This window comes from Hominilimicola fabiformis (genome assembly GCF_020687385.1).
GTDB classification, from domain to species: domain Bacteria; phylum Bacillota; class Clostridia; order UBA1381; family UBA1381; genus Hominilimicola; species Hominilimicola fabiformis.
The window spans coordinates 116,099-137,551 of the sequence record NZ_JAJEQM010000001.1 but is presented as its reverse complement, the minus strand read 5'-3'; the positions used below and the strand labels follow the sequence as shown (position 1 = coordinate 137,551).

The 21,453-nt window shown below is 41.7% G+C and carries 26 protein-coding genes and 1 pseudogene; 19 read left to right on the top strand and 8 right to left on the bottom strand.

Annotation, left to right across the window (positions count from 1 at the left end):
* Positions 1-4 precede the first annotated feature (4 nt).
* From LKE05_RS00670 to LKE05_RS14130, 3 genes are read left to right on the top strand one after another with little or no spacing between them, the layout of a single operon-like run.
* On the top strand, positions 5-4,018 hold the full coding sequence (locus tag LKE05_RS00670) for an antirestriction protein ArdA (protein ID WP_069432105.1): 4,014 nt from the start codon (positions 5-7) through the stop codon (positions 4,016-4,018).
* 2 nt (positions 4,019-4,020) lie between these two features.
* Positions 4,021-4,227 carry a transposon-transfer assisting family protein gene (locus LKE05_RS00665; RefSeq protein ID WP_069432106.1) on the top strand — a complete coding sequence of 69 codons (207 nt, stop codon included), beginning with the start codon at positions 4,021-4,023 and terminating at the stop codon, positions 4,225-4,227.
* Positions 4,224-4,589, top strand: coding sequence for a cysteine-rich VLP domain-containing protein (locus LKE05_RS14130; RefSeq protein WP_069432107.1), 366 nt, complete (start codon positions 4,224-4,226; stop codon positions 4,587-4,589). Before LKE05_RS00665 ends, LKE05_RS14130 begins: the two co-directional genes overlap by 4 nt.
* Before the next feature lie 177 nt (positions 4,590-4,766).
* Here LKE05_RS14130 and LKE05_RS00655 read toward each other — a convergent pair whose 3' ends face one another.
* The 6 genes and pseudogenes from LKE05_RS00655 to LKE05_RS00630 form a co-directional block, all read right to left on the bottom strand.
* Positions 4,767-5,186 (bottom strand): nuclear transport factor 2 family protein, encoded by a 420-nt coding sequence (locus LKE05_RS00655; protein ID WP_011861104.1) that lies wholly within the window; start codon positions 5,184-5,186, stop codon positions 4,767-4,769.
* A pseudogene (locus LKE05_RS00650) lies at positions 5,179-5,565 on the bottom strand (DUF6050 family protein). Before LKE05_RS00650 ends, LKE05_RS00655 begins: the two are co-directional and overlap by 8 nt.
* Before the next feature lie 4 nt (positions 5,566-5,569).
* Positions 5,570-5,800, bottom strand: coding sequence for a helix-turn-helix domain-containing protein (locus LKE05_RS00645; protein ID WP_011861102.1), 231 nt, complete (start codon positions 5,798-5,800; stop codon positions 5,570-5,572).
* Positions 5,801-5,892: 92 nt separating this feature from the next.
* On the bottom strand, positions 5,893-7,242 hold the full coding sequence (locus tag LKE05_RS00640) for a relaxase/mobilization nuclease domain-containing protein (RefSeq protein ID WP_069432108.1): 1,350 nt from the start codon (positions 7,240-7,242) through the stop codon (positions 5,893-5,895).
* Positions 7,203-7,532 carry a plasmid mobilization protein gene (locus LKE05_RS00635; protein ID WP_009905253.1) on the bottom strand — a complete coding sequence of 110 codons (330 nt, stop codon included), beginning with the start codon at positions 7,530-7,532 and terminating at the stop codon, positions 7,203-7,205. Before LKE05_RS00635 ends, LKE05_RS00640 begins: the two co-directional genes overlap by 40 nt.
* 248 nt (positions 7,533-7,780) lie before the next feature.
* On the bottom strand, positions 7,781-8,134 hold the full coding sequence (locus LKE05_RS00630; RefSeq protein WP_016728880.1) for a helix-turn-helix domain-containing protein: 354 nt from the start codon (positions 8,132-8,134) through the stop codon (positions 7,781-7,783).
* Between the two features lie 161 nt (positions 8,135-8,295).
* Between LKE05_RS00630 and LKE05_RS00625 the strand changes: the two genes are divergently transcribed.
* The 12 genes from LKE05_RS00625 (at position 8,296) to LKE05_RS00570 (ending at position 16,409) form a co-directional block, all read left to right on the top strand.
* Positions 8,296-8,484, top strand: a complete 189-nt coding sequence (locus LKE05_RS00625; RefSeq protein ID WP_009905249.1) for a helix-turn-helix domain-containing protein — start codon at positions 8,296-8,298, stop codon at positions 8,482-8,484.
* Positions 8,477-9,169 (top strand): response regulator transcription factor, encoded by a 693-nt coding sequence (locus LKE05_RS00620; protein WP_021360404.1) that lies wholly within the window; start codon positions 8,477-8,479, stop codon positions 9,167-9,169. Before LKE05_RS00625 ends, LKE05_RS00620 begins: the two co-directional genes overlap by 8 nt.
* A gap of 6 nt (positions 9,170-9,175) precedes the next feature.
* Positions 9,176-10,093 carry a sensor histidine kinase gene (locus tag LKE05_RS00615; protein WP_069432109.1) on the top strand — a complete coding sequence of 306 codons (918 nt, stop codon included), beginning with the start codon at positions 9,176-9,178 and terminating at the stop codon, positions 10,091-10,093.
* Positions 10,094-10,229: 136 nt separating this feature from the next.
* Complete coding sequence (locus LKE05_RS00610; protein ID WP_016728878.1) at positions 10,230-11,156, top strand: ABC transporter ATP-binding protein; 927 nt, start codon at positions 10,230-10,232, stop codon at positions 11,154-11,156.
* The gene (locus LKE05_RS00605) at positions 11,149-11,958 is read left to right on the top strand and encodes an ABC transporter permease (protein ID WP_069432110.1); all 810 of its coding nucleotides are present in this window, start codon (positions 11,149-11,151) and stop codon (positions 11,956-11,958) included. Before LKE05_RS00610 ends, LKE05_RS00605 begins: the two co-directional genes overlap by 8 nt.
* A complete protein-coding gene (locus tag LKE05_RS00600) occupies positions 11,946-12,737 on the top strand; it encodes an ABC transporter permease (protein WP_231303324.1) in 792 nt (263 codons plus the stop codon). The genes LKE05_RS00605 and LKE05_RS00600 overlap by 13 nt, the downstream gene beginning before the upstream one ends.
* A gap of 61 nt (positions 12,738-12,798) precedes the next feature.
* On the top strand, positions 12,799-12,975 hold the full coding sequence (locus LKE05_RS00595; protein WP_166460160.1) for a hypothetical protein: 177 nt from the start codon (positions 12,799-12,801) through the stop codon (positions 12,973-12,975).
* Positions 12,976-13,033: 58 nt separating this feature from the next.
* Entirely contained in the window at positions 13,034-13,291 is a 258-nt protein-coding gene (locus tag LKE05_RS00590) for a hypothetical protein (RefSeq protein WP_022621582.1), read from the top strand.
* A gap of 542 nt (positions 13,292-13,833) precedes the next feature.
* Positions 13,834-14,274 carry an RNA polymerase sigma factor gene (locus LKE05_RS00585; RefSeq protein ID WP_018112814.1) on the top strand — a complete coding sequence of 147 codons (441 nt, stop codon included), beginning with the start codon at positions 13,834-13,836 and terminating at the stop codon, positions 14,272-14,274.
* Positions 14,255-14,512 (top strand): helix-turn-helix domain-containing protein, encoded by a 258-nt coding sequence (locus LKE05_RS00580; protein ID WP_009905237.1) that lies wholly within the window; start codon positions 14,255-14,257, stop codon positions 14,510-14,512. The genes LKE05_RS00585 and LKE05_RS00580 overlap by 20 nt, the downstream gene beginning before the upstream one ends.
* Before the next feature lie 420 nt (positions 14,513-14,932).
* Positions 14,933-15,136: an excisionase gene (locus tag LKE05_RS00575; RefSeq protein WP_009905235.1), complete on the top strand. Its 204-nt coding sequence runs from the start codon at positions 14,933-14,935 to the stop codon at positions 15,134-15,136.
* A gap of 79 nt (positions 15,137-15,215) precedes the next feature.
* Positions 15,216-16,409, top strand: coding sequence for a site-specific integrase (locus LKE05_RS00570; RefSeq protein ID WP_044477098.1), 1,194 nt, complete (start codon positions 15,216-15,218; stop codon positions 16,407-16,409).
* Between the two features lie 520 nt (positions 16,410-16,929).
* Here LKE05_RS00570 and LKE05_RS00560 read toward each other — a convergent pair.
* Together LKE05_RS00560 and LKE05_RS00555 are read right to left on the bottom strand one after the other, a co-directional pair.
* Complete coding sequence (locus LKE05_RS00560; protein WP_373367860.1) at positions 16,930-17,112, bottom strand: helix-turn-helix transcriptional regulator; 183 nt, start codon at positions 17,110-17,112, stop codon at positions 16,930-16,932.
* 443 nt (positions 17,113-17,555) lie between these two features.
* The gene (locus LKE05_RS00555) at positions 17,556-18,632 is read right to left on the bottom strand and encodes a M28 family metallopeptidase (RefSeq protein ID WP_161209633.1); all 1,077 of its coding nucleotides are present in this window, start codon (positions 18,630-18,632) and stop codon (positions 17,556-17,558) included.
* Between the two features lie 546 nt (positions 18,633-19,178).
* Here LKE05_RS00555 and LKE05_RS00550 point away from each other — a divergent pair.
* The 4 genes from LKE05_RS00550 to LKE05_RS00535 all read left to right on the top strand — a co-directional run bounded on the left by LKE05_RS00550 (position 19,179) and on the right by LKE05_RS00535 (position 21,408).
* Positions 19,179-19,304, top strand: coding sequence for a hypothetical protein (locus LKE05_RS00550; RefSeq protein WP_308455658.1), 126 nt, complete (start codon positions 19,179-19,181; stop codon positions 19,302-19,304).
* Positions 19,305-19,491: 187 nt separating this feature from the next.
* Positions 19,492-19,698 (top strand): helix-turn-helix domain-containing protein, encoded by a 207-nt coding sequence (locus LKE05_RS00545; RefSeq protein ID WP_008789334.1) that lies wholly within the window; start codon positions 19,492-19,494, stop codon positions 19,696-19,698.
* A gap of 17 nt (positions 19,699-19,715) precedes the next feature.
* Entirely contained in the window at positions 19,716-20,147 is a 432-nt protein-coding gene (locus LKE05_RS00540) for a type I restriction endonuclease (protein ID WP_226799429.1), read from the top strand.
* Positions 20,148-20,289: 142 nt separating this feature from the next.
* Positions 20,290-21,408: a DUF3800 domain-containing protein gene (locus LKE05_RS00535; protein ID WP_161209628.1), complete on the top strand. Its 1,119-nt coding sequence runs from the start codon at positions 20,290-20,292 to the stop codon at positions 21,406-21,408.
* Positions 21,409-21,453 lie beyond the last annotated feature (45 nt).

The following is a 21,453-nucleotide window of genomic DNA, read 5'->3' as shown; positions in this document are numbered from 1 at the left end:
ACACATGGCAAGTTTACGGGACACCGTAAAGGACTATCAAGAAGAATTAAGGGACGGTATCGCTTGGGTGGCGTTTTGGAAAACGGGACGCTCTTGGAACGCAGAATATTTCCACCTTGAAATGAGCGATATTCTCTACCCGGAGGACAGAAGCCGCATGGAAGAAATCAAACAGGCTGACCCTGCCGCCGTTGTGGTAAACGGCTATTACTCCGGCTATCTTGGCGAGGATAGGAACCTTGACGAGCTGACCGCCGGGGTGCGCCGCCACTACGAAAACGGATATAGCAATATCGGGGAATTTATCGAAGCCCACGACGACAGGCTGCCGCCGGAGCTTATCGAGGAAGCAAGAGCCGCCGCCCACGCTGCGGGGCTGCCTTTCTCTGAAAAAGCCTACCGGGACGGCGAAGAACCCGACCCCTATCTATTTGACGGGAGCATGAGCATGGAGGACTACGAGCTTATGCACCGCATGATTGAGAAAGAAAGGAGCGAACACATGGAACAACCGATTTTAAGCGGGTATCTTTCTAATCTTGGAAAGTACACCGAGGGCAGACCTGCGGGCGAATGGGTATCATTCCCCACGACTGCCGAGCATTTGAAAGAAGTCTTTGACCGTATCGGCATAGACGGCAAAAACTACGGGGAGCTGCATATCACAGAATACCAGTCCTCTATTGCGGGACTGGCAGGAAAATTGACCGAGCTTGAAAGCCTTGACGAGCTGAACTATTTGAGCGAACTTTTGAAAATGCAGTTTGACGACGACAGGGAAAAATTTGTTGCAGCTATGGCATACGGCGACCATACAAGGGACTTGCAGGACATTATCAACCTTGCACAAAACCTTGATTGTTACTGGCTTTATCCGTCCGTACAGAGTGAGGAAGATTACGGGCATTATCTGATTGAAGAACTGGACGAGTTGGAGCTGCCCGAAGAAGCAAAAAAATATTTCATGTATGAGGAATACGGGCGGGACGCTGCTATCAATGACGGGGGCAGATTTACCGAGCAGGGCTATATCTACAATAACCGTAATACCTTTACAGAATGGTATGACGGGCGCGACGTGCCGGAGGAATACCGGGTAACGCCGCAGCCGCCAGTACAGGAAAAGGAACAGGCAGACCTTGACGCTTCCGCAGCTATACCGACCACCGCCACAGAGCAGCCCCCGGTTCTCCCGATTATCCTATCTTCTGAAAAGCCCGCTGACAAGATGAAAGAGATTACCGACCGACTGGAACAGGGGATTTTAGGACTGTATGAAAGCGACCGTTACGCCGACTATCTGCGTACTATGTCAAAATTCCATGATTACAGCCTTAACAATACAATCCTTATCGCCATGCAGGGCGGCAATCTTGTGAAAGGCTATAAACAATGGGAAAAGGAATTTGACCGCCATGTAAAGCCGGGAGAAAAAGCTATCAAGATACTTGCGCCGTCCCCGTTTACCGTTAAGAAACAGGTGGAAAAAATCGACCCGGACACCCAAAAGCCTGTTTTCGATAAGGACGGGAAACCTGTTACCGAGGAAAAGGAAATCAAGATACCCGCCTTTCGTGTGGTATCTGTCTTTGATATTTCACAGACCGAGGGAAAGGAGCTTCCTGCCCTTACCTATGAGCTGACGGGCAACGTGGAACAATACAAGGATTTTTTCGCTGCCCTTGAAAAGACTTCTCCCTTTGCTATGGGATTTGAAGCACTAAGCGGCGGCGTAAAAGGACGCTGCAATTATGAGGAAAAGCGTATCATCATCAACGAGGGCATGGACGAATTGCAGAATATCAAGACCGCAATCCATGAAATCGCCCACGCCACGCTGCATGATACTGCCCTTGCTATGCCGGAACGCCCCGACCGCCGTACCCGCGAGGTACAGGCGGAAAGCGTCGCCTATGCTGTCTGCCAACATTACGGGCTTGATACGTCGGACTATTCTTTTGGATATATCGCCGGGTGGAGCAGCGGAAAAGAACTTGCAGAACTGAAAGGCTCTCTTGAAACAATCCGCAGCACCGCCGCAAATCTGATTGATACCATAGACGGACATTTTGCAGCAATCCAAAAGGCACAGGATAAGGAACAGACCACCGAACAGGCGCAGCCCGCACAGGAAGCTACCAAACAGCCCGAAGCAGAAGCCGCCACGCCGGAGCTTCCCGAAGAAACAGCCCCGGTACAGGAAAAAGAAACACAGCCGGAACAGGCTGCACCCGCCGCCCCTTATTATCCTATCAATGAAGCTGCCGCCAAACGTGCAAAGGATATGAACAGCTTTTCCGATTATAAGCAAGGCAGCGCGACGGCTGAATACAGGCATTATGTAGATGAAGCCGTACAAATCGCAGAAAGGCAAAAACAGCGGGTAGACCCGATGTACCATGAGAAAATCGACAGCCTGCTTGACACCTATGCCCGGAAACTGGCGGCGAACATGAATAAAGGCTATGAGATTGACGCGCGTGTTCCCTCTATCCTGATTGCGGGCGGCTCTAACTTCCCCACAAGGAAGAAAGAAAAGCAGAACGCAGCCCGCGACAGCAATTACCGGGAATGGCAGGACATACAAGGGCTTCTTGATAAAATCCGCAGTACCGGCATGGGCGGTATCAGCGCAGACGACCCGCAGGCAGTACAGAAGTTAGAAAAGAAACTGGAAAGCCTTGAAAAATCACAGGAAACCATGAAAGCCGTAAACGCCTATTACCGTAAGCATAAGACCCTTGACGGCTGCCCGCATTTACCGCCGGAGGAACTGGAAAAACTGAAAGCAGACATGGCGAGCAGTTGGCATTTGGAGGACAAGCCATTTGCGACTTGGGCGTTATCCAACAACAGTGCAGAAATCCGGCGCGTGAAAGACCGTATCAAATCTCTTTCACAGCAAAAAGAAATCGGTTTTGTGGGTTGGAAATTTGACGGCGGCAAGGTGGAAGCAAACACCGAAGCGAACCGACTGCAAATCTTCTTTGAGGATAAGCCGGACGAAGCCACGCGGGAAGCCCTAAAAAGTAATGGCTTCCGTTGGTCGCCCAAAGCAGGGGCATGGCAGCGGCAGCTTACCAGTAACGCCTATTATGCGGCTGATTATGTCAAGGCGATTGTACCCCTTACGGGGGAAAAGCCTACCGAGTTACAACGGGCGCATATCCGGGCGCAAAAGGTAGATGCACAGGAGCAGCCGGAACAGGAAGCCCCACAGGACAAAGACACCTTTTCCATTTATCAGATAAAAGGCGGGGACGAAACAAGAGATTTGCGCTTTGAACCTTACGACCGTCTGACTGCCACAGGACACCGGGTAGACGCGAAAAACTATACACTTGTCTATTCCGCAGAGCTTACGCCGGGGACTTCCCTTGAAGATATTTACACCCGCTTTAATATCGACCACCCGAAAGATTTTAAGGGACACAGCCTTTCCGTTTCCGACGTGGTGGTGCTTCATCAGAACGGGCAGGACACCGCCCACTATGTAGACAGCTTCGGTTATAAGGAAGTGCCGGAGTTTTTCAAGGAGCAGGAAAATGCCCTCATTCCCGCCGACTTGGAAACGGGCGAAACAATCAAAACACCGAGAGGGACTTTCTATGTAACCGCCATGAGCCGCGAGCAAATGGAAGCTGCCGGATATGGATTGCACCACCAGTCCGACGACGGAAAATATCTGATTATGGGGAACGGCACTAGGGCTTTTGCTGTTCCCGTTCAGCCAGAGAACTATCTGAAAGCTGCCGAGCAGACCACAGAGCAAAACTACAACATGATTGACGGGCAGATAAACAACACCCCGACTACCGCAGAACTGGAAGCAAAGGTAAAGGCAGGAGAAACCATTTCCCTTGTTGACCTTGCGGAAGCTGTCAAGGCTGACAAGGAACGCGGCAAGGCAGCAAAAACGGAAAAGAAGCCCTCTATCCGGGCGCAGCTTAGAGCAGACAAAGAAAAAACCGCACAGAAAAAAGCGGCAAAATCAAAAAATCACGAATTGGAGGTATGAGCATGATTAGACTGACCGTTGAAGAAACAAACCTGTTGAGCATTTACAATGAGGGCGGTAAGCGCGGGCTTATGGAGAACATCAACGCTGCGCTGCCGTTTATGGACGAGGATATGCGGGAACTGGCGAAGCGCACCCTTGCGAAAATTGCACCTCTGACAGAAAATGAGTATACGGAGCTTGCCATTTTCGCCGCTGATGAGGTATGACCGGGCTAAAGCGGCTTACGCCGCCCCAAAGCCGGAAAGTCAACAGCCTTGTAAAAAAGGAGTGCTGCAACTGCGATAACGGACACTGTATTTTACTGGACGACGGGGAGGAATGTGTCTGCCCGCAGCTTATTTCCTATTCTCTTCTATGCAAATGGTTTCAGACCGCCGTACTTCCCTTTGATAAGCTGCTGTATGCAGAGCTTTTCAAGACCGAGGATAAAAAGCGTTGTACCGAGTGCGGAGCTTCTTTTGCGTCCACCTCTAACAGCGTCAAATACTGCCCGGACTGCCGGAAGCGTATTACCCGCAGACAGGCAGCGGAGCGCATGAGGAAACGACGCGCCCTTGTTACGCAGTAGGGGCAAAAAAAGCCTTGATTTACAGGGCTTTCCGGGTGTGAAAATGACGCGGCAAGGGTTTTATACCTTTTCCCTCAAAAATGGCGTTCTACTGCGTAACATTTTATCGCTGTACCCATAAGAAAGCCGGGGCGCGGATAGTCTTTACCGACTGTCTGCGTCCCGGCTTTTAAAACTTCAAAACCACTTTGTTTTTTCATCTCTGAATTGTGGCATATCATTTTGGGCGTATGGATTATAGGTATTGAGATTACAACCAAATTCTTTCAACTCCATTATTTTGTTATTTTCCGTCCATACTATTAAAGAAATTCCGTCAAATTCTTCAATATTACCATTATTCATTTTGTTTTTGAAATACCATTCTACAATAGTTTGATTTTCCTTATGAAAAAATTGTTTAATATCCCACACTAAGACTTTTCCACGAGTATTCCATTCATCAAACCAATGTTTTACTGTTTTTCGACTTTCATACTTAGGACTCCAACTTTCAGTGTAAATCACATCTTCTGTAAAAATACTATCAATCCCTAAATCTTGTTGTTTTAGCCACATATCAAACCATAAATGAATAATTCTTTCTCTTTCATTCATAACTTTTAAATCCTTTCTCTATATTGATTTGAGGGGTTGCACTCTTATCTGCGGTAAGTAAACGGTATATCGTAAGGGGGATATACCACGTAGCAACGACAAGCCGCCATATTAAAATGCCCCCGCCGATAATGCCGTCCAAAATGAAGTTAATGGCAACGATACCCACCGTTCCAGCTATGTCATATCCATGCGGTACAAGCCATACGAACATACGGCGAATGCCAAAGGGGATACCGCAGCACAGCCATACATAAAAGTAATTGGTCTACCCGTCCTCTGTAAAGATGTTCTTGAACATGAAGAATAAAAACAATGCAATAACGGCGGGCAAAACGTTTCTCTTGAAAAAGTCTTTCCAAATTTCTCCGCGTGTCATGGTATCACTCCTTTTCCATTGGAAATTGTGGGATAGCTTCTAACAGTTTCATTATGAGTGTTTGCCGTAAATCTTCGTCGATTTCCTCTTTGATAGTCCCGTCCGGCTGACACTTTTTTACCATTGCAAGGCGGTTGATTTCGTCGCCGTAACAATCAAGCACCTTTTCCAACGCCCATTTTTCGCCCACAACGGCAGCGCATATCGTTTCATAGTCCGGCATTTCCTGTTCCATTTTCTGACACTTCCTTTGCTGAAAATGTATCACTTTAGTATGTGGCTACTGTCTTTGATAGGAACTATTATATCACACAAGTATGAACAAAACTACTCCCCGCGTTCTTTCCCTTTTTCCCGTTCCGGCTCTCTTGGCTGCCGTAAAATGCTGTCTATGTTCTGTTTGATAACGTCGTACTCTTTGACCTGTTTTTTCAGTTTGCCATAGTCCGCGTAAAGGGCTTCTTTCTGTTCCCGGAGCTTTTCATAGTCTACTTGTAGCGCGGCGACATTCGGGAGCTTGGAAACGCCCGCCGTTTTTAGTGCCTTTGCCGCTGCTTCATGGAGTATCAGACTGCTTTCCTGCTTTGCCCGGTATGCGTCCTTATCCTTTGCCCTGCGGTATGCTTCATAGACAGGTTTTGTCTTTTGGTAGGTGGTAACGTGCTTCATCAGCACCGCCATGTTTGCAAGACGTTTCTCCACGCTCTTTAATGCGTCTGCTGTCTTTTCATTTTCCGCATTTACTTCCTCAATCCGGCTGACTAAATCTGCGTACTGCTCAATCTTATGTTCTGTCAAGAAATTCATAGTCTTTGCAGCCAGTTTCAGATTATGGATTTTCGCCCACTGTTCATAGCCCCGGCTCTGCGCTGCCTTGATACTGTTTTCAATGTCAATAAGCAGCGATACGCCGCGCTGCTCTTTGGGAGCTTTCGCCGCCTTTGTGCGCTTGCCCTCTATCCGTTCTTTGATTGCTTCCTCTGTATAATCTGCACCGAGGGTTTTTAAGCGGGTAAACCGTTCCTGTCCCGGAGCGCGGCAGGAGATATATTTTCCCGGCTTTATCTCATAGCCCGCTGCCTGTAACCGCTGCAACAATTCTTCAAAACTTGCCACTTGGGGGATAAGCGTATCAACGGTAATTTTCAGCTTGCCTTTCCAACTTGCACCGACCTTTTCCGCTTGATATTCTGCATAGCTTTTTCCCTTGCTGCCCTTACCCGGAACGACAACGGACAGCCCGTTTTCCCGGCACAGCTTATCGCTCATGTTCCGTATGCCATAGTAGCTGCGTTTATTGGAATTGTATTTGTGGTAGTCAACAAAATTGACCGCACAAAAAATGATATGGTTATGGATATGCCCTTTGTCTATGTGGGTAGTTAAGACGTATTCATGCTGTCCCTTTGTTACCGCGTCGGCAAGCTGTTTCCCGATTTCGTGGGCTTTCTCATAATCCACTTCCCCCGGCTCAAAGGACTGTATCAAATGGTGGGCGAGATTGTTCCCTTTCTCTATGGCTTGTGCAAGCGTAAATCCAAACTCAATATCTGCCGTTTCATAGCTGCACCCAAAGGAGGACACAAGCGTTTTCCCGTCTGTTTTATCCGGGTTTTGGATATAGTCAAGGGCTTTGCTCAACGTGCTTTTAATAGGCTTAATCTTTGTAACCGCCATATCTCCGCAAGCACCCCCTTTATTTCCTCTATGTCCTCTTGGTAGACGCTGCCTGTCGCGTTGACACGCTTTGCAATCTGATTGATATTGACCCCGATTTTCTGTATCTCCGCTGTCATGGCTTTTATGTCGCTATGGTCTGTCTGAATGATATACCCGTCAATGGCAATCTTGCGAAGATACGCCGCCATGTTCCGGGTGGGGACGAGCTTCATTTTCTGCTCAATCAATGCCCGTTCTTCCTCTGTTACATAGAATTTGATTTGTACTTTTCTTTTGCGTCCATTCATGCAATCACTCCTTTCCGTTCCGAGGGTTTGGGACACTTCCCAACAAGCAATTTTCAACCGACGCACCGCAGGACGGGAGGGAGAAAATACGGAAAAGGGTACTCTTTTCCTATGCTTGCTACGAAAGTTTTTTCCTCACTGGTTACTACAACGCAATGCTCTATATGCCAAAAAAGAGCAAAAGAAAAACGCTGCAATCTGTAAAGATTACAACGCTTCCTAAATCATATTCAATTTGCCGGACACATTTATTTGTCCTCTTTTTCGACTTCTGAAATTTCTTTTGCAGTTGCCGTTACAATCCGTATGCCATTATCGCTCATATCATCAAGGAGAGCGTCGAGCTGCCGCCGCTTTGTATCTTTTTGGGTGGGCGTATCTAAAAGAAACTGGTCTACGGATATATTGTAACGAAGCATAAGCTCAAAAAAGATTTGCAGACTGGGGTGCTGTCCTTTGTTTTCGATATTTGCAAGATAGCGAGGAGAAATATACATTTCATCACTTACCTGTTTGCGGCTTTCTTTGCGCCCCGTCCGCGCAGCTTTTATAGCTTCTCCAAATGCCTTGAAGTCATATTTTTCTACCGGTCTTTTTGCCATATTTATTCACCCAGTTACATTTTACTGTTCCCCTTTCTCTTTGGATATGTCTATACAGTTCCACTAAATAGCCATAATAATTCATATTTATATACTTGCTATTGTTCGTGTGTCCGACTATAATTATTATGATAAGATTTTCAGAAAGGACGGGTGTTGTTATGGAATATATGTCTTGCCCCGAAGCAGCAAAGAAGTGGGGAATTTCTGAAAGGCGGGTACAGATACTTTGCAGGGAGAAACGCATACAGGGTGTTTCAAAACTTGGGTATATGTGGTTGATACCAAAAGACGCGGAAAAACCGATTGACGGTAGAACCAAACAAGGAAAGGAGCTATACCATGAATAAAGTTTTGATTATAGATGATGATAAGGAACTTTGTGCGCTGATTAAACGCAGCGTGCTATCAGAAGATATAGAAGCTGATTTTTGTAATACGGGAAAAGAGGGATTACAAAAATTAAAAGAGAGAGAATATCAACTTGTGATACTGGACGTTATGATGCCTGGTATGGACGGATTTGAAACATTGGAAGAAATTAGAAAAGAAAGCAGCCTGCCGATTTTGATGTTTACATCAAAAAATGACAGTGCTTCTAAAGTACGCGGTTTAAGGGCAGGAGCTGATGATTATTTGACAAAACCTTTTGACATGGACGAACTGATAGCCCGTATCGTTTCCCTTATACGCCGTTATACCCGTTTCAATCAACAGGACGGAATATCACAGCAACTTGAATTTGACGGGTTGAAAATTGATATTGAAAATCGTTCTGTTACTACGGAAAATGGAACTTTTGAATTGCCTCCAAAAGAATTTGACTTACTCTTATACTGCGCGAAAAATCAAGGGAAAATTCTGACAAAGCAACAGATTTATGAAGAAGTGTGGAGAGAGGAATATTTCTATGATGACAGCAACATTATGGCGATTATCAGCCGACTTCGCAAGAAATTAGAGGTAAATCCCGGAAGTCCAAAATATATTCAAACGATTAAAGGTATCGGTTATCGTTTTAACAAGGAGGTTTGATTTTCTATGGAAGCAGTCATTTTTCTATCCATAATAATTGCACTTTTCTCTATTCTTGTTTCCTGCTTTGCTATTCGACGTGTTAAAAAACAGATAGCCGAGATAACAGACGCATTGATTGATGTAAAAAACGGAAATGGAAACAGACGTATTTTATCTGCAACAAATGAACTGGTAGCCCCTCTTGCCTATGAAATAAATGAGATTGTTGTGTCTTATGAGAGCAGGCTTTCTACTGTCCGGCAGACAGAAGAAACAAACCGACAGCTTATGACAAGTCTTTCCCATGATGTTCGGACACCGCTTACAACGCTTATTGGGTATCTTGACGCTGCACATAAAGGAATTGTTACAGGAAAAGACAGGGACGACTATATCGAAACAGCCCGCCGCAAAGCTCACGATTTGAAAGAATATATTGATGTTCTTTTTGACTGGTTCAAATTAAATTCTAATGAGTTTGCTATGGATATAAATATTGTTGAAGCTGCGGAGCTGACACGAAATATCTTGATTGACTGGATACCCATATTTGAAGATAAGCAGATAGATTACAATATTGATATTCCCGAACAGCCTTTCCGGGTAAAACTTGATACGGACGGCTATATGCGGATATTGAACAATCTTATTCAGAATGTAATTTCTCACAGTCATGCGGATAAAATAGAAATAATCCTATCAAAGCAGGAAAAAAATATGCAAATCCGATTAGCAGATAATGGAATAGGGATTGAAAAAGAAGATTTGAAGCATATTTTTGAACGGCTCTATAAATGCGATAAGGGACGGTCTGAAAAAGGCAGCGGTCTTGGGCTTTCTATCGCACACCAACTTGTAGAAAAAATGAACGGCACAATAACAGCAAATAGCACACAGGGAACAGGAACGGAATTTACTTTGCTTTTTCCCTTAGCAAATTAAGGTTCTCCCGTTCTTTTGACGGGAGCCTTAATTATTTTTGGGACAATATTTCAAATTGCAAGGTTAATGCAAGGTTGCGGCAAGGTTAATGCAAGGTTGGTATGATAGAATAGTTTACAGAACAGGAGGTTTGAATATGGACAAAAATTATATCATTGAAACAAAAAATCTTACCAAACAGTACGGCTCACAAAAGAGTGTCGCTGACTTAAATATTCATGTGCAGAAAGGGAGAATTTACGGACTGCTTGGAAGAAACGGAGCCGGAAAAACGACCACTATGAAAATGCTACTTGGATTGACAAAGCCAACTTCCGGCGAAGTTAAAATATGGGGAAAGTCTTTGCAGGGGAATGAAAAGAAATTGTTGCCCCGTATCGGTAGTCTGATTGAGTCACCCGGTTTTTACCCTAATTTGACTGCTACGGAAAACTTACAAATTTTTGCTACCTTACGGGGCATACCCAACCGTCATTCAATTAAAAACACATTGGATTTGGTAGGATTGCCTTATAAAGACAAAAAACTGTTTTCCCAGTATTCTCTTGGTATGAAACAACGGCTTGCGATTGCACTTGCAGTTATGCACGACCCTGAACTTCTGATTTTAGATGAACCTATCAATGGGCTTGACCCGATTGGAATTGCAGAAGTACGTTCTTTTATTCGCGAGCTTTGCGATACAAAGGGAAAAACAATTTTAATTTCCAGTCATATCCTTTCGGAGATTTCTTTGCTAGCAGATGATATTGGAATTATCGACCATGGCGCACTATTGGAAGAAGAAAGTCTTGCGGAACTGGAACAAAAAAGCAGCAAACATATCCGATTTACTCTTTCTGATACCGCACAGGCAGCAAGAATTTTAGAGCGTACTTTCCATGAGAGTCATTTCTCTATACAGGACGACCACAATTTACGCTTGCATAATCTTGATTTGTCCGTAGGAAAAATCGTGACTGCTTTTGTAGAAAATGGATTGGAGGTATCAGAAGCCCATACTTGTGAAGAAAGTCTTGAAGATTACTTCAAGCGTGTGACAGGAGGCGAAGGAATTGCTTAAACTGATTAAGTGCGAATTTTGGAAATTAAAGCGAAAAAGACTGTTGTATGCACTGATGTCATTGTCGTTATTTTTTCCGTTGATTTTGGCATATATGGCAAAGGCGGGAACTGGTGCAGATACAACAGAACACTATCTTCAAACCCGATTTGATTATGTCTATACAATGATGTTGGGATATGGTTTAGTTTTTTTGCTTCCATGTCTAATTGGTATCATTGCCGCTATTTTGTTTTTTATAGAAAGAGATTGTGATACTTCCAAAAACCTTAGAACAATTCCAGTTACAAATACACAACTCATTATGGCAAAAATTTCTATGCTCTTTATTTTCAGCGTTGCATTTTGTCTGATAAGCACATTGTCTGTTGCGTTGTTTTGTAAATTGTTTCATGTAGGAATGGTTTACGGTATGACTTATAAGATATTTATGAGCCTTATTTTTGGAGTTCTTATCGTAGCAGCTTCTTTACCGATTGTATTTTTAATTATTTACTTTAACAAAAGTTTTTTACTTTCTATCCTGCTTGCTTTTTTTTATTCCATTTTTAACTGGGGCATACTGGGAACGATTGGGACATCTATAAGTGCTGCCAAAATTGCTTTCTTAAATTCTTTTCCGGTTATATGTGTTATGAACTGGACAAGCGGCTTAATGATGGATAATTTGCAAAAAGATAATCTTTTGCCGGAAGCCTATGCGATTGTACCAACTACTTTCCATACAATTTTTATTATGGCAATTACAGTTGTACTTTCTTTGTGGCTGATAATTCGCTTTTATAAAAAATGGACGAGGTAAAAGATATGAGAAATATAATAAAAACTGAATTTTTAAAATTAAAACGATATTCTGTAATAAAAGCCGGAATTATTATGACAACACTTTCTCCGTTGCTGTCACTGTTTTATTCCACAGCCAACGGTGGACCGACATGGACGTTTGACTATTTTATGCAACAGGTTATGATTAGTAATTGTACCTTATTTTTTCCGATTATTATTGCACTGATTGCAGGTTATATCATAACAAGGGAATATACAGACGATACTATGAAGAATATATTAACAATTCCTATTCCATATAAACAGTTACTTTCTGGAAAATTACTTATTCTATTGCTGTTGACAATCAGCTTTAGTCTTATAGGTTGTGTGATAGCATTAGTAATCAATATTATTGTCGGATTTCCGGGAGTTCATTTTGGCAATCTACTCAATATGTTTATTCGTGTTACTGGGGCGAATATAGGAATTTATATTTCAGTCTTGCCGATTATTCTGATATTCTGTTGTTCGGCAAATAATTTTTTGGGTGGAGTTGCACTAGCTTTTGTGTATGGATATTTTGGAACTTTTGAAGGAACACTGTTAAATTATTATCCGATTAAAGCAAGCATGATTTTAGTAGACCCTACTTGTGGTGCGGAATATGGTTATACTTATCACATTTTCCCCGCTTTCATTACAATAGTTTTGACTTTCTTGATTTCTATGATTATTCTTGCAAATAAAAAGAAAGAACCCGGTACATTGACTGTTGGTAAGAAGAAAAAAGCAGTTAGAAAAAAAGGTTGGTAAATACCAAAAAGATTGAACCGAAAATATGTATCATCTATTTAATAATTATGGAGGTAAAGATATGATGTATAGGACAGAATTATTAGAAGAAATTACTATTGAAAATGCGACAGTGAAAATCAATGCCAAAATAGAGGAAATGGAAAAGGAAAGCTATCGCCTTGTCACAATGTCATTTTGGGGAACCGAAAGGGCTGTATTGGTTTTCAAAAAAGGATTAAAGGGCAGTTTGCTTTAATATGTAGCTATCTAAATAGAAAATTACTCATTCTAAATTAACATCGGAGGTATAACTTATGGAAAAGGAAACAACAGGAACTGTAATTTCAGTTACAAAACAATGGTGGTTAAAAGTAAATCGTAAACCTGTCCGTACCCATGCTATGGATGGTGCAGCTTTTCCACATATTATCAAGGTCAAATACACGATAGGCGTCAAAGATTACACCTGCCAAAAATGGATTGGCGCAGGAAACAAAATTCCTGACAAGGGAACAACGATTAAAGTTATCTATTGTGAAGATAAACCATCAAAAGCAAGAATTGAACTCTGATTCAAATAGCTTGATATGGTAGGTTTTATTCGGTGTGGAGTAACAAGTTTTGGTAATTTGGATTCCTCACTACTGAAAAAATAGTGTCTTTTATGCACACTTCCTAATTCTACGCTACGACAGCAAAAGAAAAAAAGCCGTCGTAGCGCAGACATATTTTCACGCGCATTTGAAGCGGTGGCTTTAATTTTTAGAGCCGCCGCTTCTTTTTGTCTACTGCTAACATAAATTAGCGGCATTTAGGAGGGCTGCCGCTATGGGGATTTCTTTGTTGCTATACAGCATACATAGGTTACATTCATTAAAAAAAGTATAGCTCCCCCACCGGACAAGTCCGACTATACAGATGAACTATCAAATCAATTAAATACTGCTGTTATTTCCTATGCGTCGGTCTGCGCCTTGCAGATGGGCGCATTTTGCATTTTACAGAAGATTTTTCAAAGAAATTTTCGCTTTCGTCCGGCGTTTAAAAAAGTCGTCTGTATTATCCCGCGAAAAGGGGAGGTACTACCGCCTTTCGGCAGAAAGGAGGTGATTACATGGAACCTAATCGCAGAGAATTTCAGAAGCAATGTGTCTTTCAAAGTTTCTGTAAACGGGTGCTACACAACGAAGCCTGTAACGCCCATGATGAAATCCGGCGACGCAGGAAACGGGAAGTTTCTTTTTGTGACCTTGCCTTGCATGAGGAACGGCAGCTTTACACTACGGATAAATATTTTCAAGCTGAAACAGCCGAGCCGACTTATCAAATGGCAGGAAAAGAAATAACCCCGAAGTTATTGCTTGAAGCAATACGCACCCTGCCGGAAGAAAAGAGAACTGCTATACTTCTGTACTATTTCGAGGGCATGACTGACGTGGAAATCGGAAAAATGTTCAATACGTCGCGCAGCACGATACAGTACAGACGGACAAGCTCTTTTGAACTGTTAAAGAAATATTTGGAGGAACACGCTGATGAATGGAACGAATGGTAATCAAAACGACTACCCGGAAAATGCCCTTGTTCCCTATCCCGTTATTTTGGCGGCGAGCAAAGGCGACCCGGACGCTATGAAAATGGTCTTGCAGCATTTCAGCGGCTACATAGCAAGTCTTTCCATGCGGAAGCTCTACGACGAGCGCGGCAATGTCTATTATGGCGTTGACGAGGATATTCGGGAACGGCTGCAAGCAAGACTGATGAGGGCTATCCTCACTTTTCGGGCTGAATAACCTACGCGATATTGGAACGCTTCTTTCCCCTTTTCCGTTCCATACCGCAAGACAGCCCCCTGCTCTTTGATAAAGAAAGCGGCGCAATAGAACGGCGACGCAGCATAAGGCAAATCGGATACGTTCCTTTTGTGCCGAGCCATGCGGCGGGTACGCCATGACCTTTCTCTTAACAGAAAAGCGAGCGAGAAATACCACACCGTAAAGCAGGGATAGCAGCCTGCGGGCGATAACGCACAGAATACATAATGATACTTCCTTACAGCCATAGTCCGAGCGTTAGAAGCGTCGCAGGCAATGGGTAGGGCTTCGGCAGACCGCCGGAGGGGTGCAAGTCCCATGAGGTTACGCTAATAGCCGTCCGATTAAAGCCTATGTTACAGATTGATTTTTGACCCATTAAGAAAGGGGGACGACAAATTGAACAATAACGACGTGCCGATTTGGGAAAAGTACACTCTTACCATAGAAGAAGCAGCAAAATATTTCCGTATCGGAGAAAGCAAGCTGCGGAAACTGGCAGAAGAAAATCCCGTCCCGGACTGGGTAATGATGAACGGAAACCGTATTCAGATTAAGCGTAAGCAGTTTGAAAAAATGATTGATACGGTGGACGCAATCTAATAGTGAAATCGAGCCTTGAATGTGGTACAATGTAGTCAAGCATATCAAGGCTCTTTCCATTATGGAAAGGAGCATAACGATGTCGGAAAAAAGACGGGATAATAAAAATCGTATTCTCCGCACCGGAGAGAGCCAGAGAAAAGACGGGAGATATGCCTACAAATATATAGATACCTTTGGGAAACCGCAGTTTGTTTATTCTTGGAAGTTAGTGCCTACGGACAAAACCCCGGCAGGAAAGCGCGACGATATAGCGTTGAGGGAAAAAGAGAAAGAAATCCAAAAAGACCTTGACGACGGTATCGACCATATCGGAAAGAAAATGACGGTCTGCCAACTCTACGCAAAGCAGATACGCCACCGGGCAAATGTGCGGCATGGTACAAAGCAGGGGCGAAAACAGCTCATGCGGATTTTGCAGGAGGATAAACTTGGAGCCTGCCGGATTGAAAATGTGAAGCTCTCCGACGCAAAGGAATGGGCGTTACGCATGAAAGAAAAAGGTTACGGCTTCAAGACTATCAACAACCACAAGCGTTCCTTAAAGGCTGCCTTTTACACAGCCATACAGGACGATTGTATTCGTAAAAATCCATTTGACTTCCAGTTGAACACAGTCCTTGAAGATGATACGGAACCAAAGGAACCTCTATCCCCTACGCAGGAAGCGGCTTTTCTGTCCTTTGTACAGCATGATAAAGTCTATCAGAAATACTACGACGAGATTATCATACTGTTAGGGACAGGGCTTCGCATTTCGGAACTCTGCGGACTGACGGAAGCTGACATTGACTTAGACAAACAGCTTATCAATGTAGACCACCAACTTTTGAAGATTGCAGATGTGGGCTACTATGTGGAAACGCCTAAGACGAAAAGCGGCAACCGGGTTATTCCTATGAGTGAAAAAGTGTTGGAAGCATTTCAACGGGTGCTAAATAAACGGAAATATGTACAGCCTGTTATTTTAGAGGGCTACACAAAGTTTCTGTTCCTTAACCGGAACGGCTTGCCAAAAGTGGCAGTCAACTATGAAAGTATGTTCCGGGGGCTTGTAAGGAAATACAACAAAACGCAAAAGGTCGCATTGCCAAAGGTAATGACACCGCACACCTTACGCCACACATTCTGCACCACGTTAGCAAATGCGGGAATGAACCCTAAAGCATTGCAATACATCATGGGACATTCCAACATCAATATGACGCTGAACTATTACGCACACACAACTTCCGAAACGTCAATAACCGAAATGAAGCGGCTGATTGCATAGTAGTAAATGGAGAATTTACTACTCCACATACTACTTTTGAACACAAAAACATACGGGGATATAAGAAGATTTGAGAGTATCTTCCACAATGAAAAATGCCGGAAAAGCCTGTAACAATAGGCTATACCGGCATATAAGAACTTTTGAAAAGATAGTCAAAAATTACTTTGTGATTTGAATAAAAAACAGCATAGATTTTTCAGTATCTTTTTATAACTATCACGTTATAACTATCACGAACCGTCAATATATCCCTGTTTATAAGGGTTTGACGGTTTTTTTCTTGTCGCAGGTCTACCGCAGAACTGCACGTAATCCCTTATATATTCACTCGAAAACGTTGTACAAATCGTTGTAAATCATGCTACAAGGCTTCTCAATTCTCTGTTTGCTCCTGCCTCTGACGCATGGGCGTACAAGTCCAGCGTTATCGTTATGCTTGCGTGTCCCATGATATACTGTAAATTCTTCGGGTTCATGTTCTTCTGTGCAAGCTGTGTGCAGTAAAAGGCTGTGTGCATTAGCAGTAGTCCAGATAATGCAGGAGCGTATGCTTCATTTCCTTGCTGGCTCTGGTTTTCCCGTTCTCAATCTCATTTAGGTTCTGTCTGCTGATATGCAGTTCCTTTGCCAGTCTGCTTTGGGAATAACCGCAGGCGTTCCGTTTGGTTTTCAATACTTCGATAAAATCCATGTCATTCATGTTCATTCCTCCAATCAAAAAAGGCATACGCCCATAGGAGCATACACCATGTAGTTTGTACTTCTGATATGCTGTTTTCGACCTGTCGGGTAGAAAAAGCAATGTCGCAAGTACAGTAAGTTCTTATAACTTCGTACATCGTTTCATATCGGGATTTTTGTAATTGTTTTGTGCCTTGTTTCTTGTAATAGTACCCCCCCCCTGTTAGATAACGGGTGCTTTGAACGGTTCGCTACGCTCGCCAAACCGCCGAAGCGAACCAGGCCCTTGCAAGCATGGCGGAAAAATCTTTGGGAGATTTTCCCGCCACCGTGGCTGGATCACTCCGTCGGTTGTCGTTTGCGTCCTTGAAAGCACGTTTCTAAAGCAGGGCAGAAGAAAAGGACAGAAACCTTTGTCCCTGTCCTTTCCATGCTCTATTCATTTTGTTGAAACTAAAAATTTCACTTATACTCTTGTTCCCAATCATTTTCTTGAAGCAAAGAATAAAGTAACGTTGAATAATCAGTAAGAGTATTTTTAGCACGTTCGCCATACTCGTTTTCTATAAAATCTAAATCGTCTTTATCTGTGTGCATTATTAAACCATGTTTTTCCGTTTCAATAGGAGAACCGTTTTCCCAATTATTCGCTTCAAAATAAATGTACGGAATACCTATATCATTGAAAGGGGCATGGTCGCTTCTTTTTTGCCCTGTCGGGTATGGATAATCGATATTCCCCTCTGGCGGTAATTGTATTGCCAATCCAAGCTTTTTTGCAATGTCATACGCTTTAACTACTGCTTCAGCTCTATCTACTTTTCCATGCTCATTTACATTTCCACCATACAGGTAATGATAATCTCCTGCAAGAACACTGTCAATATTTATCATCAATACAATATCTTCTCTTTCCTTTTCGGAAAGAGTTTCAACATATTCTCTTGAACCACACATTCCGTTTTCTTCCGAACCAAAAAATATATAACAAATAGTATAGTGCGTCTGAGTATCAGCCATTCGCAAGGCATTTTCCAATGCAACAGCTATACCAGAACCATTGTCATCTACACCATGCGTTCCAGCACTGTCATAATGTGCTCCAACAACAATCGTCTTTTCACTTTCCCCCTTTTTTACTACTTTAATATTTTGGCTTGAATTGCTTTGCTTGCCACCCTCGAACTTGTTTTTTATCGACTCATCCATCATAGGAACGGCTTCCGTTATATTGAAAGATTGTATCGATATATCTTTTTCAGAATATCCGCCATTCAGTAGGGCAGAAAGGATAAACACAGCCATTTCTTTTTCTTTTTCCGTACCAGCGATACGTCCCGGATAATTGTCTTGAATATAATGCAAAAAATTGTATGCGAGTATTCCATAATCCTCTTTTGTTGGATTGATTGATACCTCATGAGGAATAGAAAAATTTTTCGCTTTTTTTATCATTTCTTTACTGTCATTATTACTACAGCCAGATAACATCGCTCCTAAAATAATAATAGCCAAAATACAAGAAAAGATTTTTTTCATAACCTAATTGCTCCTTAATTTACAAAAAATATCTACGTTGTAATCCTCTTTTTTATTTCATTCAACACTTTGATTTGCTGGTTTTTTTAATGTAATGGCATATACAGTATTTATTTGTAAAGGGTCACTTTCTGCTATTTCTCCATTATAGTATATGACAACTTCATCGTCAACAGAAACGTCTGTATAACTGTCTTTGTTTTCTGCATCTAATGAAACTTAACAATTTTCCTCATTTGGATAATCTTCTGTATTGATATAGACGGTAATAAGGTTATCATGCATTTCTTCCACAATTCCGATAATACTTGGCTCATTTTCTATAATATAGTCCATAGTTCGATTATTACAGCCTACCAATCCCAATATACAAACTAACGCTAAAATAGATACTATCCAGCTTTTCATATTCATACCTCATAATTCTCTGTTATCTTTGTGCAAATTATATCATGTTTATCTTGGCATTGTCACTTCTTTTCTGCTTTTGAAAAATTACTTATCAGTCTATGAAAAGAGGAAATGCAGTTTGCCATTTGGGAAGCAATGAAAAGTGCTGAACCGGAAGCAATCACTTTTTGGAAAGCAGTTGCACCGGACGGAAAAGAACCGCCGATAGAAAAGGTCATAGCAATGATTGCATTGAATGTTAATAATAGAATGTATAATTGAGGTGTTTCGGCATCTCTTTTCTATTATTCTTTAAAAGAGTTGTATTAGGTGTTTGTAAAAAGTGACACCTTATCGGATAGGAGTTGCGAATGAATCCATATATCTTGAAAAAATAGATTATTCATAGTATAATGTCAAACGAGTAACTGTAACCAAAAGGAACGGAGAATACGAAGGAGCGTTACAGATGAGAATAAGCTACAACAAACTTCAAAAACTTATGATTGATAATCAAATGAAAAGACAAGATTTAATGCGTGCTGCGGAGATTTCATCGTCTGTTGCAACAAAATTAAATAAGAATGAAACAGTATCCCTTGATGTGCTTATGAGAATTTGCAAAGTATTTCATTGTGATATTGGCGATGTATGTGAAGTCATATTAGACGAATGATATGAGGAGGTCTGAAGATGGCGGCAAGTGGTAAGAAAAATATGTTTAACGAAGCTACCCGTGTTCAAATGCCAGCAATGGTTCATTTGACACGCCTTGGTTATACCTATTTCGGGAAGATAACTGAAGATATGGCAGGCACAGTATATGACCCTGACACCAATATCTTAATTAACGTTTTCAAGGAGCAGTTCGCACGGCTTAATCCTACCCACGCAGGAGAAGCGGAACAGACATTGAAAACTATTAGGCAGGAATTAGATAATGATGATATAGGACGCAGTTTTTACGAGCGTTTATCGTCTGTTTCGCCTGTTAGATTGGTGGATTTTGAAAATCCAAAGAATAATACATATCATTTTACCGCCGAGTTCACTTGTAAGCGTGTCCCAACTTACCAATTTGAGCAGTGGAACAACATTCCAGTTCTCTGGAATATTACGTTTTAGTTGTTCGTTCCAAACCATCTTACCGCCAGATGAGCAGTATGGCTTTCCGTTTTCGTCTGGAAAATCAAATTATGTGAACCAGTAGTCGTAAATAAGCTTAGCTTGCTGCTCTAAATTATCGTTTAGCATAAGGAGAAATATATTGAAATTATTTTTTGATGAGTCTGGATATTCCGGTTGTATTATGCCAAACAAAAATGGACAATTGTTTAATGATGGACAACGACATTTTGTATTGGGAAGTGTTTTTGTTGCTGATAAAGAAGATGAAATAGAGATACTGAACAAGTATAGACAGTTTAAGAATCGTTTCGGATTTATAGGAGAAATAAAAGGTTCTGAGCTTATGACTCAGCGTAATAATGAAGCCCTAAAATATTTTATAACAAATGTGCTTGATGATAAGCATTTCTTTATTTGTAATTATGATAAGATATTTTACTTGGCAACATTGATTTCAGTATATATTTTTGGAGTGCCATTTCAACAGCAAGAAACATTAACTTTTTATATGATGGCAAGTGCTTTGGCGGGAGAAAAAGAAGAACTGTTTTTACATTATTGTTCCGCAGTATGTGAAAACACCGATAATTCTAAAAAAGAATTTTTGGAATATCTTATTTCCTTTCCTTATGAAAAACTGGATAGAAATGATTATAATTTGTATATAGCATTTGCTAAGCTTATGTTAGAAAATAAGGATTATGGAGAATTCCCGTTGACTTACGAAGCGTATAGCTGCAAAAATACTGTAAATTTTGTGAATATGACGGCATTAGGAGAAACGCTTTTGAGCTTAAAACATCTACACGGAGTTGATATGAGCAAGACAGAAATATATCACGATAACTTAATGGGGTACGAAGAAGAATATAATCAGTCGTTTGAAGATAATAAAATACATATCAATTTTGTTGATAGCAAAGAAAATGAATTGGTTCAGTTAGCAGATAATATAAGCAGTATTTATCGTAAGTGTTTTGAAAAGTCGTTTGAAGCATTTAGATGCAATAAGCAATGGACAGAGAATATTTGGTTTACTGAAAATTATTCGAGAATTATAAATACTATTGGAATGGAACATATAAAGATGGATACCCAGATTTCAGATTATGTGTTACCTTTTGTAATTCGTGATATTTTTGGAAATGAATATGGACAATTTGAGAAAAACAAGGAAAAATTTTGGGGACTATTTTATTTCTACAAAGAAAAAATTATGGAAGATATAGATGCAATGAAAGTGGATTTACCACTTTGATTAAAATGAGAATGGTTATATTTCATATAAAGTATTGTGAAAATT

Coding starts and splice junctions, on each gene's coding strand:
- LKE05_RS00670 (WP_069432105.1), top strand. CDS start 5: ATGGCAAGTTTACGGGACACCGTAAAGGACTATCAAGAAGAATTAAGG.
- LKE05_RS00665 (WP_069432106.1), top strand. CDS start 4,021: ATGATTAGACTGACCGTTGAAGAAACAAACCTGTTGAGCATTTACAAT.
- LKE05_RS14130 (WP_069432107.1), top strand. CDS start 4,224: ATGACCGGGCTAAAGCGGCTTACGCCGCCCCAAAGCCGGAAAGTCAAC.
- LKE05_RS00655 (WP_011861104.1), bottom strand. CDS start 5,186: ATGAATGAAAGAGAAAGAATTATTCATTTATGGTTTGATATGTGGCTA.
- LKE05_RS00645 (WP_011861102.1), bottom strand. CDS start 5,800: ATGGAACAGGAAATGCCGGACTATGAAACGATATGCGCTGCCGTTGTG.
- LKE05_RS00640 (WP_069432108.1), bottom strand. CDS start 7,242: ATGGCGGTTACAAAGATTAAGCCTATTAAAAGCACGTTGAGCAAAGCC.
- LKE05_RS00635 (WP_009905253.1), bottom strand. CDS start 7,532: ATGAATGGACGCAAAAGAAAAGTACAAATCAAATTCTATGTAACAGAG.
- LKE05_RS00630 (WP_016728880.1), bottom strand. CDS start 8,134: ATGGCAAAAAGACCGGTAGAAAAATATGACTTCAAGGCATTTGGAGAA.
- LKE05_RS00625 (WP_009905249.1), top strand. CDS start 8,296: ATGGAATATATGTCTTGCCCCGAAGCAGCAAAGAAGTGGGGAATTTCT.
- LKE05_RS00620 (WP_021360404.1), top strand. CDS start 8,477: ATGAATAAAGTTTTGATTATAGATGATGATAAGGAACTTTGTGCGCTG.
- LKE05_RS00615 (WP_069432109.1), top strand. CDS start 9,176: ATGGAAGCAGTCATTTTTCTATCCATAATAATTGCACTTTTCTCTATT.
- LKE05_RS00610 (WP_016728878.1), top strand. CDS start 10,230: ATGGACAAAAATTATATCATTGAAACAAAAAATCTTACCAAACAGTAC.
- LKE05_RS00600 (WP_231303324.1), top strand. CDS start 11,946: ATGGACGAGGTAAAAGATATGAGAAATATAATAAAAACTGAATTTTTA.
- LKE05_RS00595 (WP_166460160.1), top strand. CDS start 12,799: ATGATGTATAGGACAGAATTATTAGAAGAAATTACTATTGAAAATGCG.
- LKE05_RS00590 (WP_022621582.1), top strand. CDS start 13,034: ATGGAAAAGGAAACAACAGGAACTGTAATTTCAGTTACAAAACAATGG.
- LKE05_RS00585 (WP_018112814.1), top strand. CDS start 13,834: ATGGAACCTAATCGCAGAGAATTTCAGAAGCAATGTGTCTTTCAAAGT.
- LKE05_RS00580 (WP_009905237.1), top strand. CDS start 14,255: ATGAATGGAACGAATGGTAATCAAAACGACTACCCGGAAAATGCCCTT.
- LKE05_RS00570 (WP_044477098.1), top strand. CDS start 15,216: ATGTCGGAAAAAAGACGGGATAATAAAAATCGTATTCTCCGCACCGGA.
- LKE05_RS00560 (WP_373367860.1), bottom strand. CDS start 17,112: ATGAATGACATGGATTTTATCGAAGTATTGAAAACCAAACGGAACGCC.
- LKE05_RS00555 (WP_161209633.1), bottom strand. CDS start 18,632: ATGAAAAAAATCTTTTCTTGTATTTTGGCTATTATTATTTTAGGAGCG.
- LKE05_RS00550 (WP_308455658.1), top strand. CDS start 19,179: ATGAAAAGTGCTGAACCGGAAGCAATCACTTTTTGGAAAGCAGTTGCA.
- LKE05_RS00545 (WP_008789334.1), top strand. CDS start 19,492: ATGAGAATAAGCTACAACAAACTTCAAAAACTTATGATTGATAATCAA.
- LKE05_RS00540 (WP_226799429.1), top strand. CDS start 19,716: ATGGCGGCAAGTGGTAAGAAAAATATGTTTAACGAAGCTACCCGTGTT.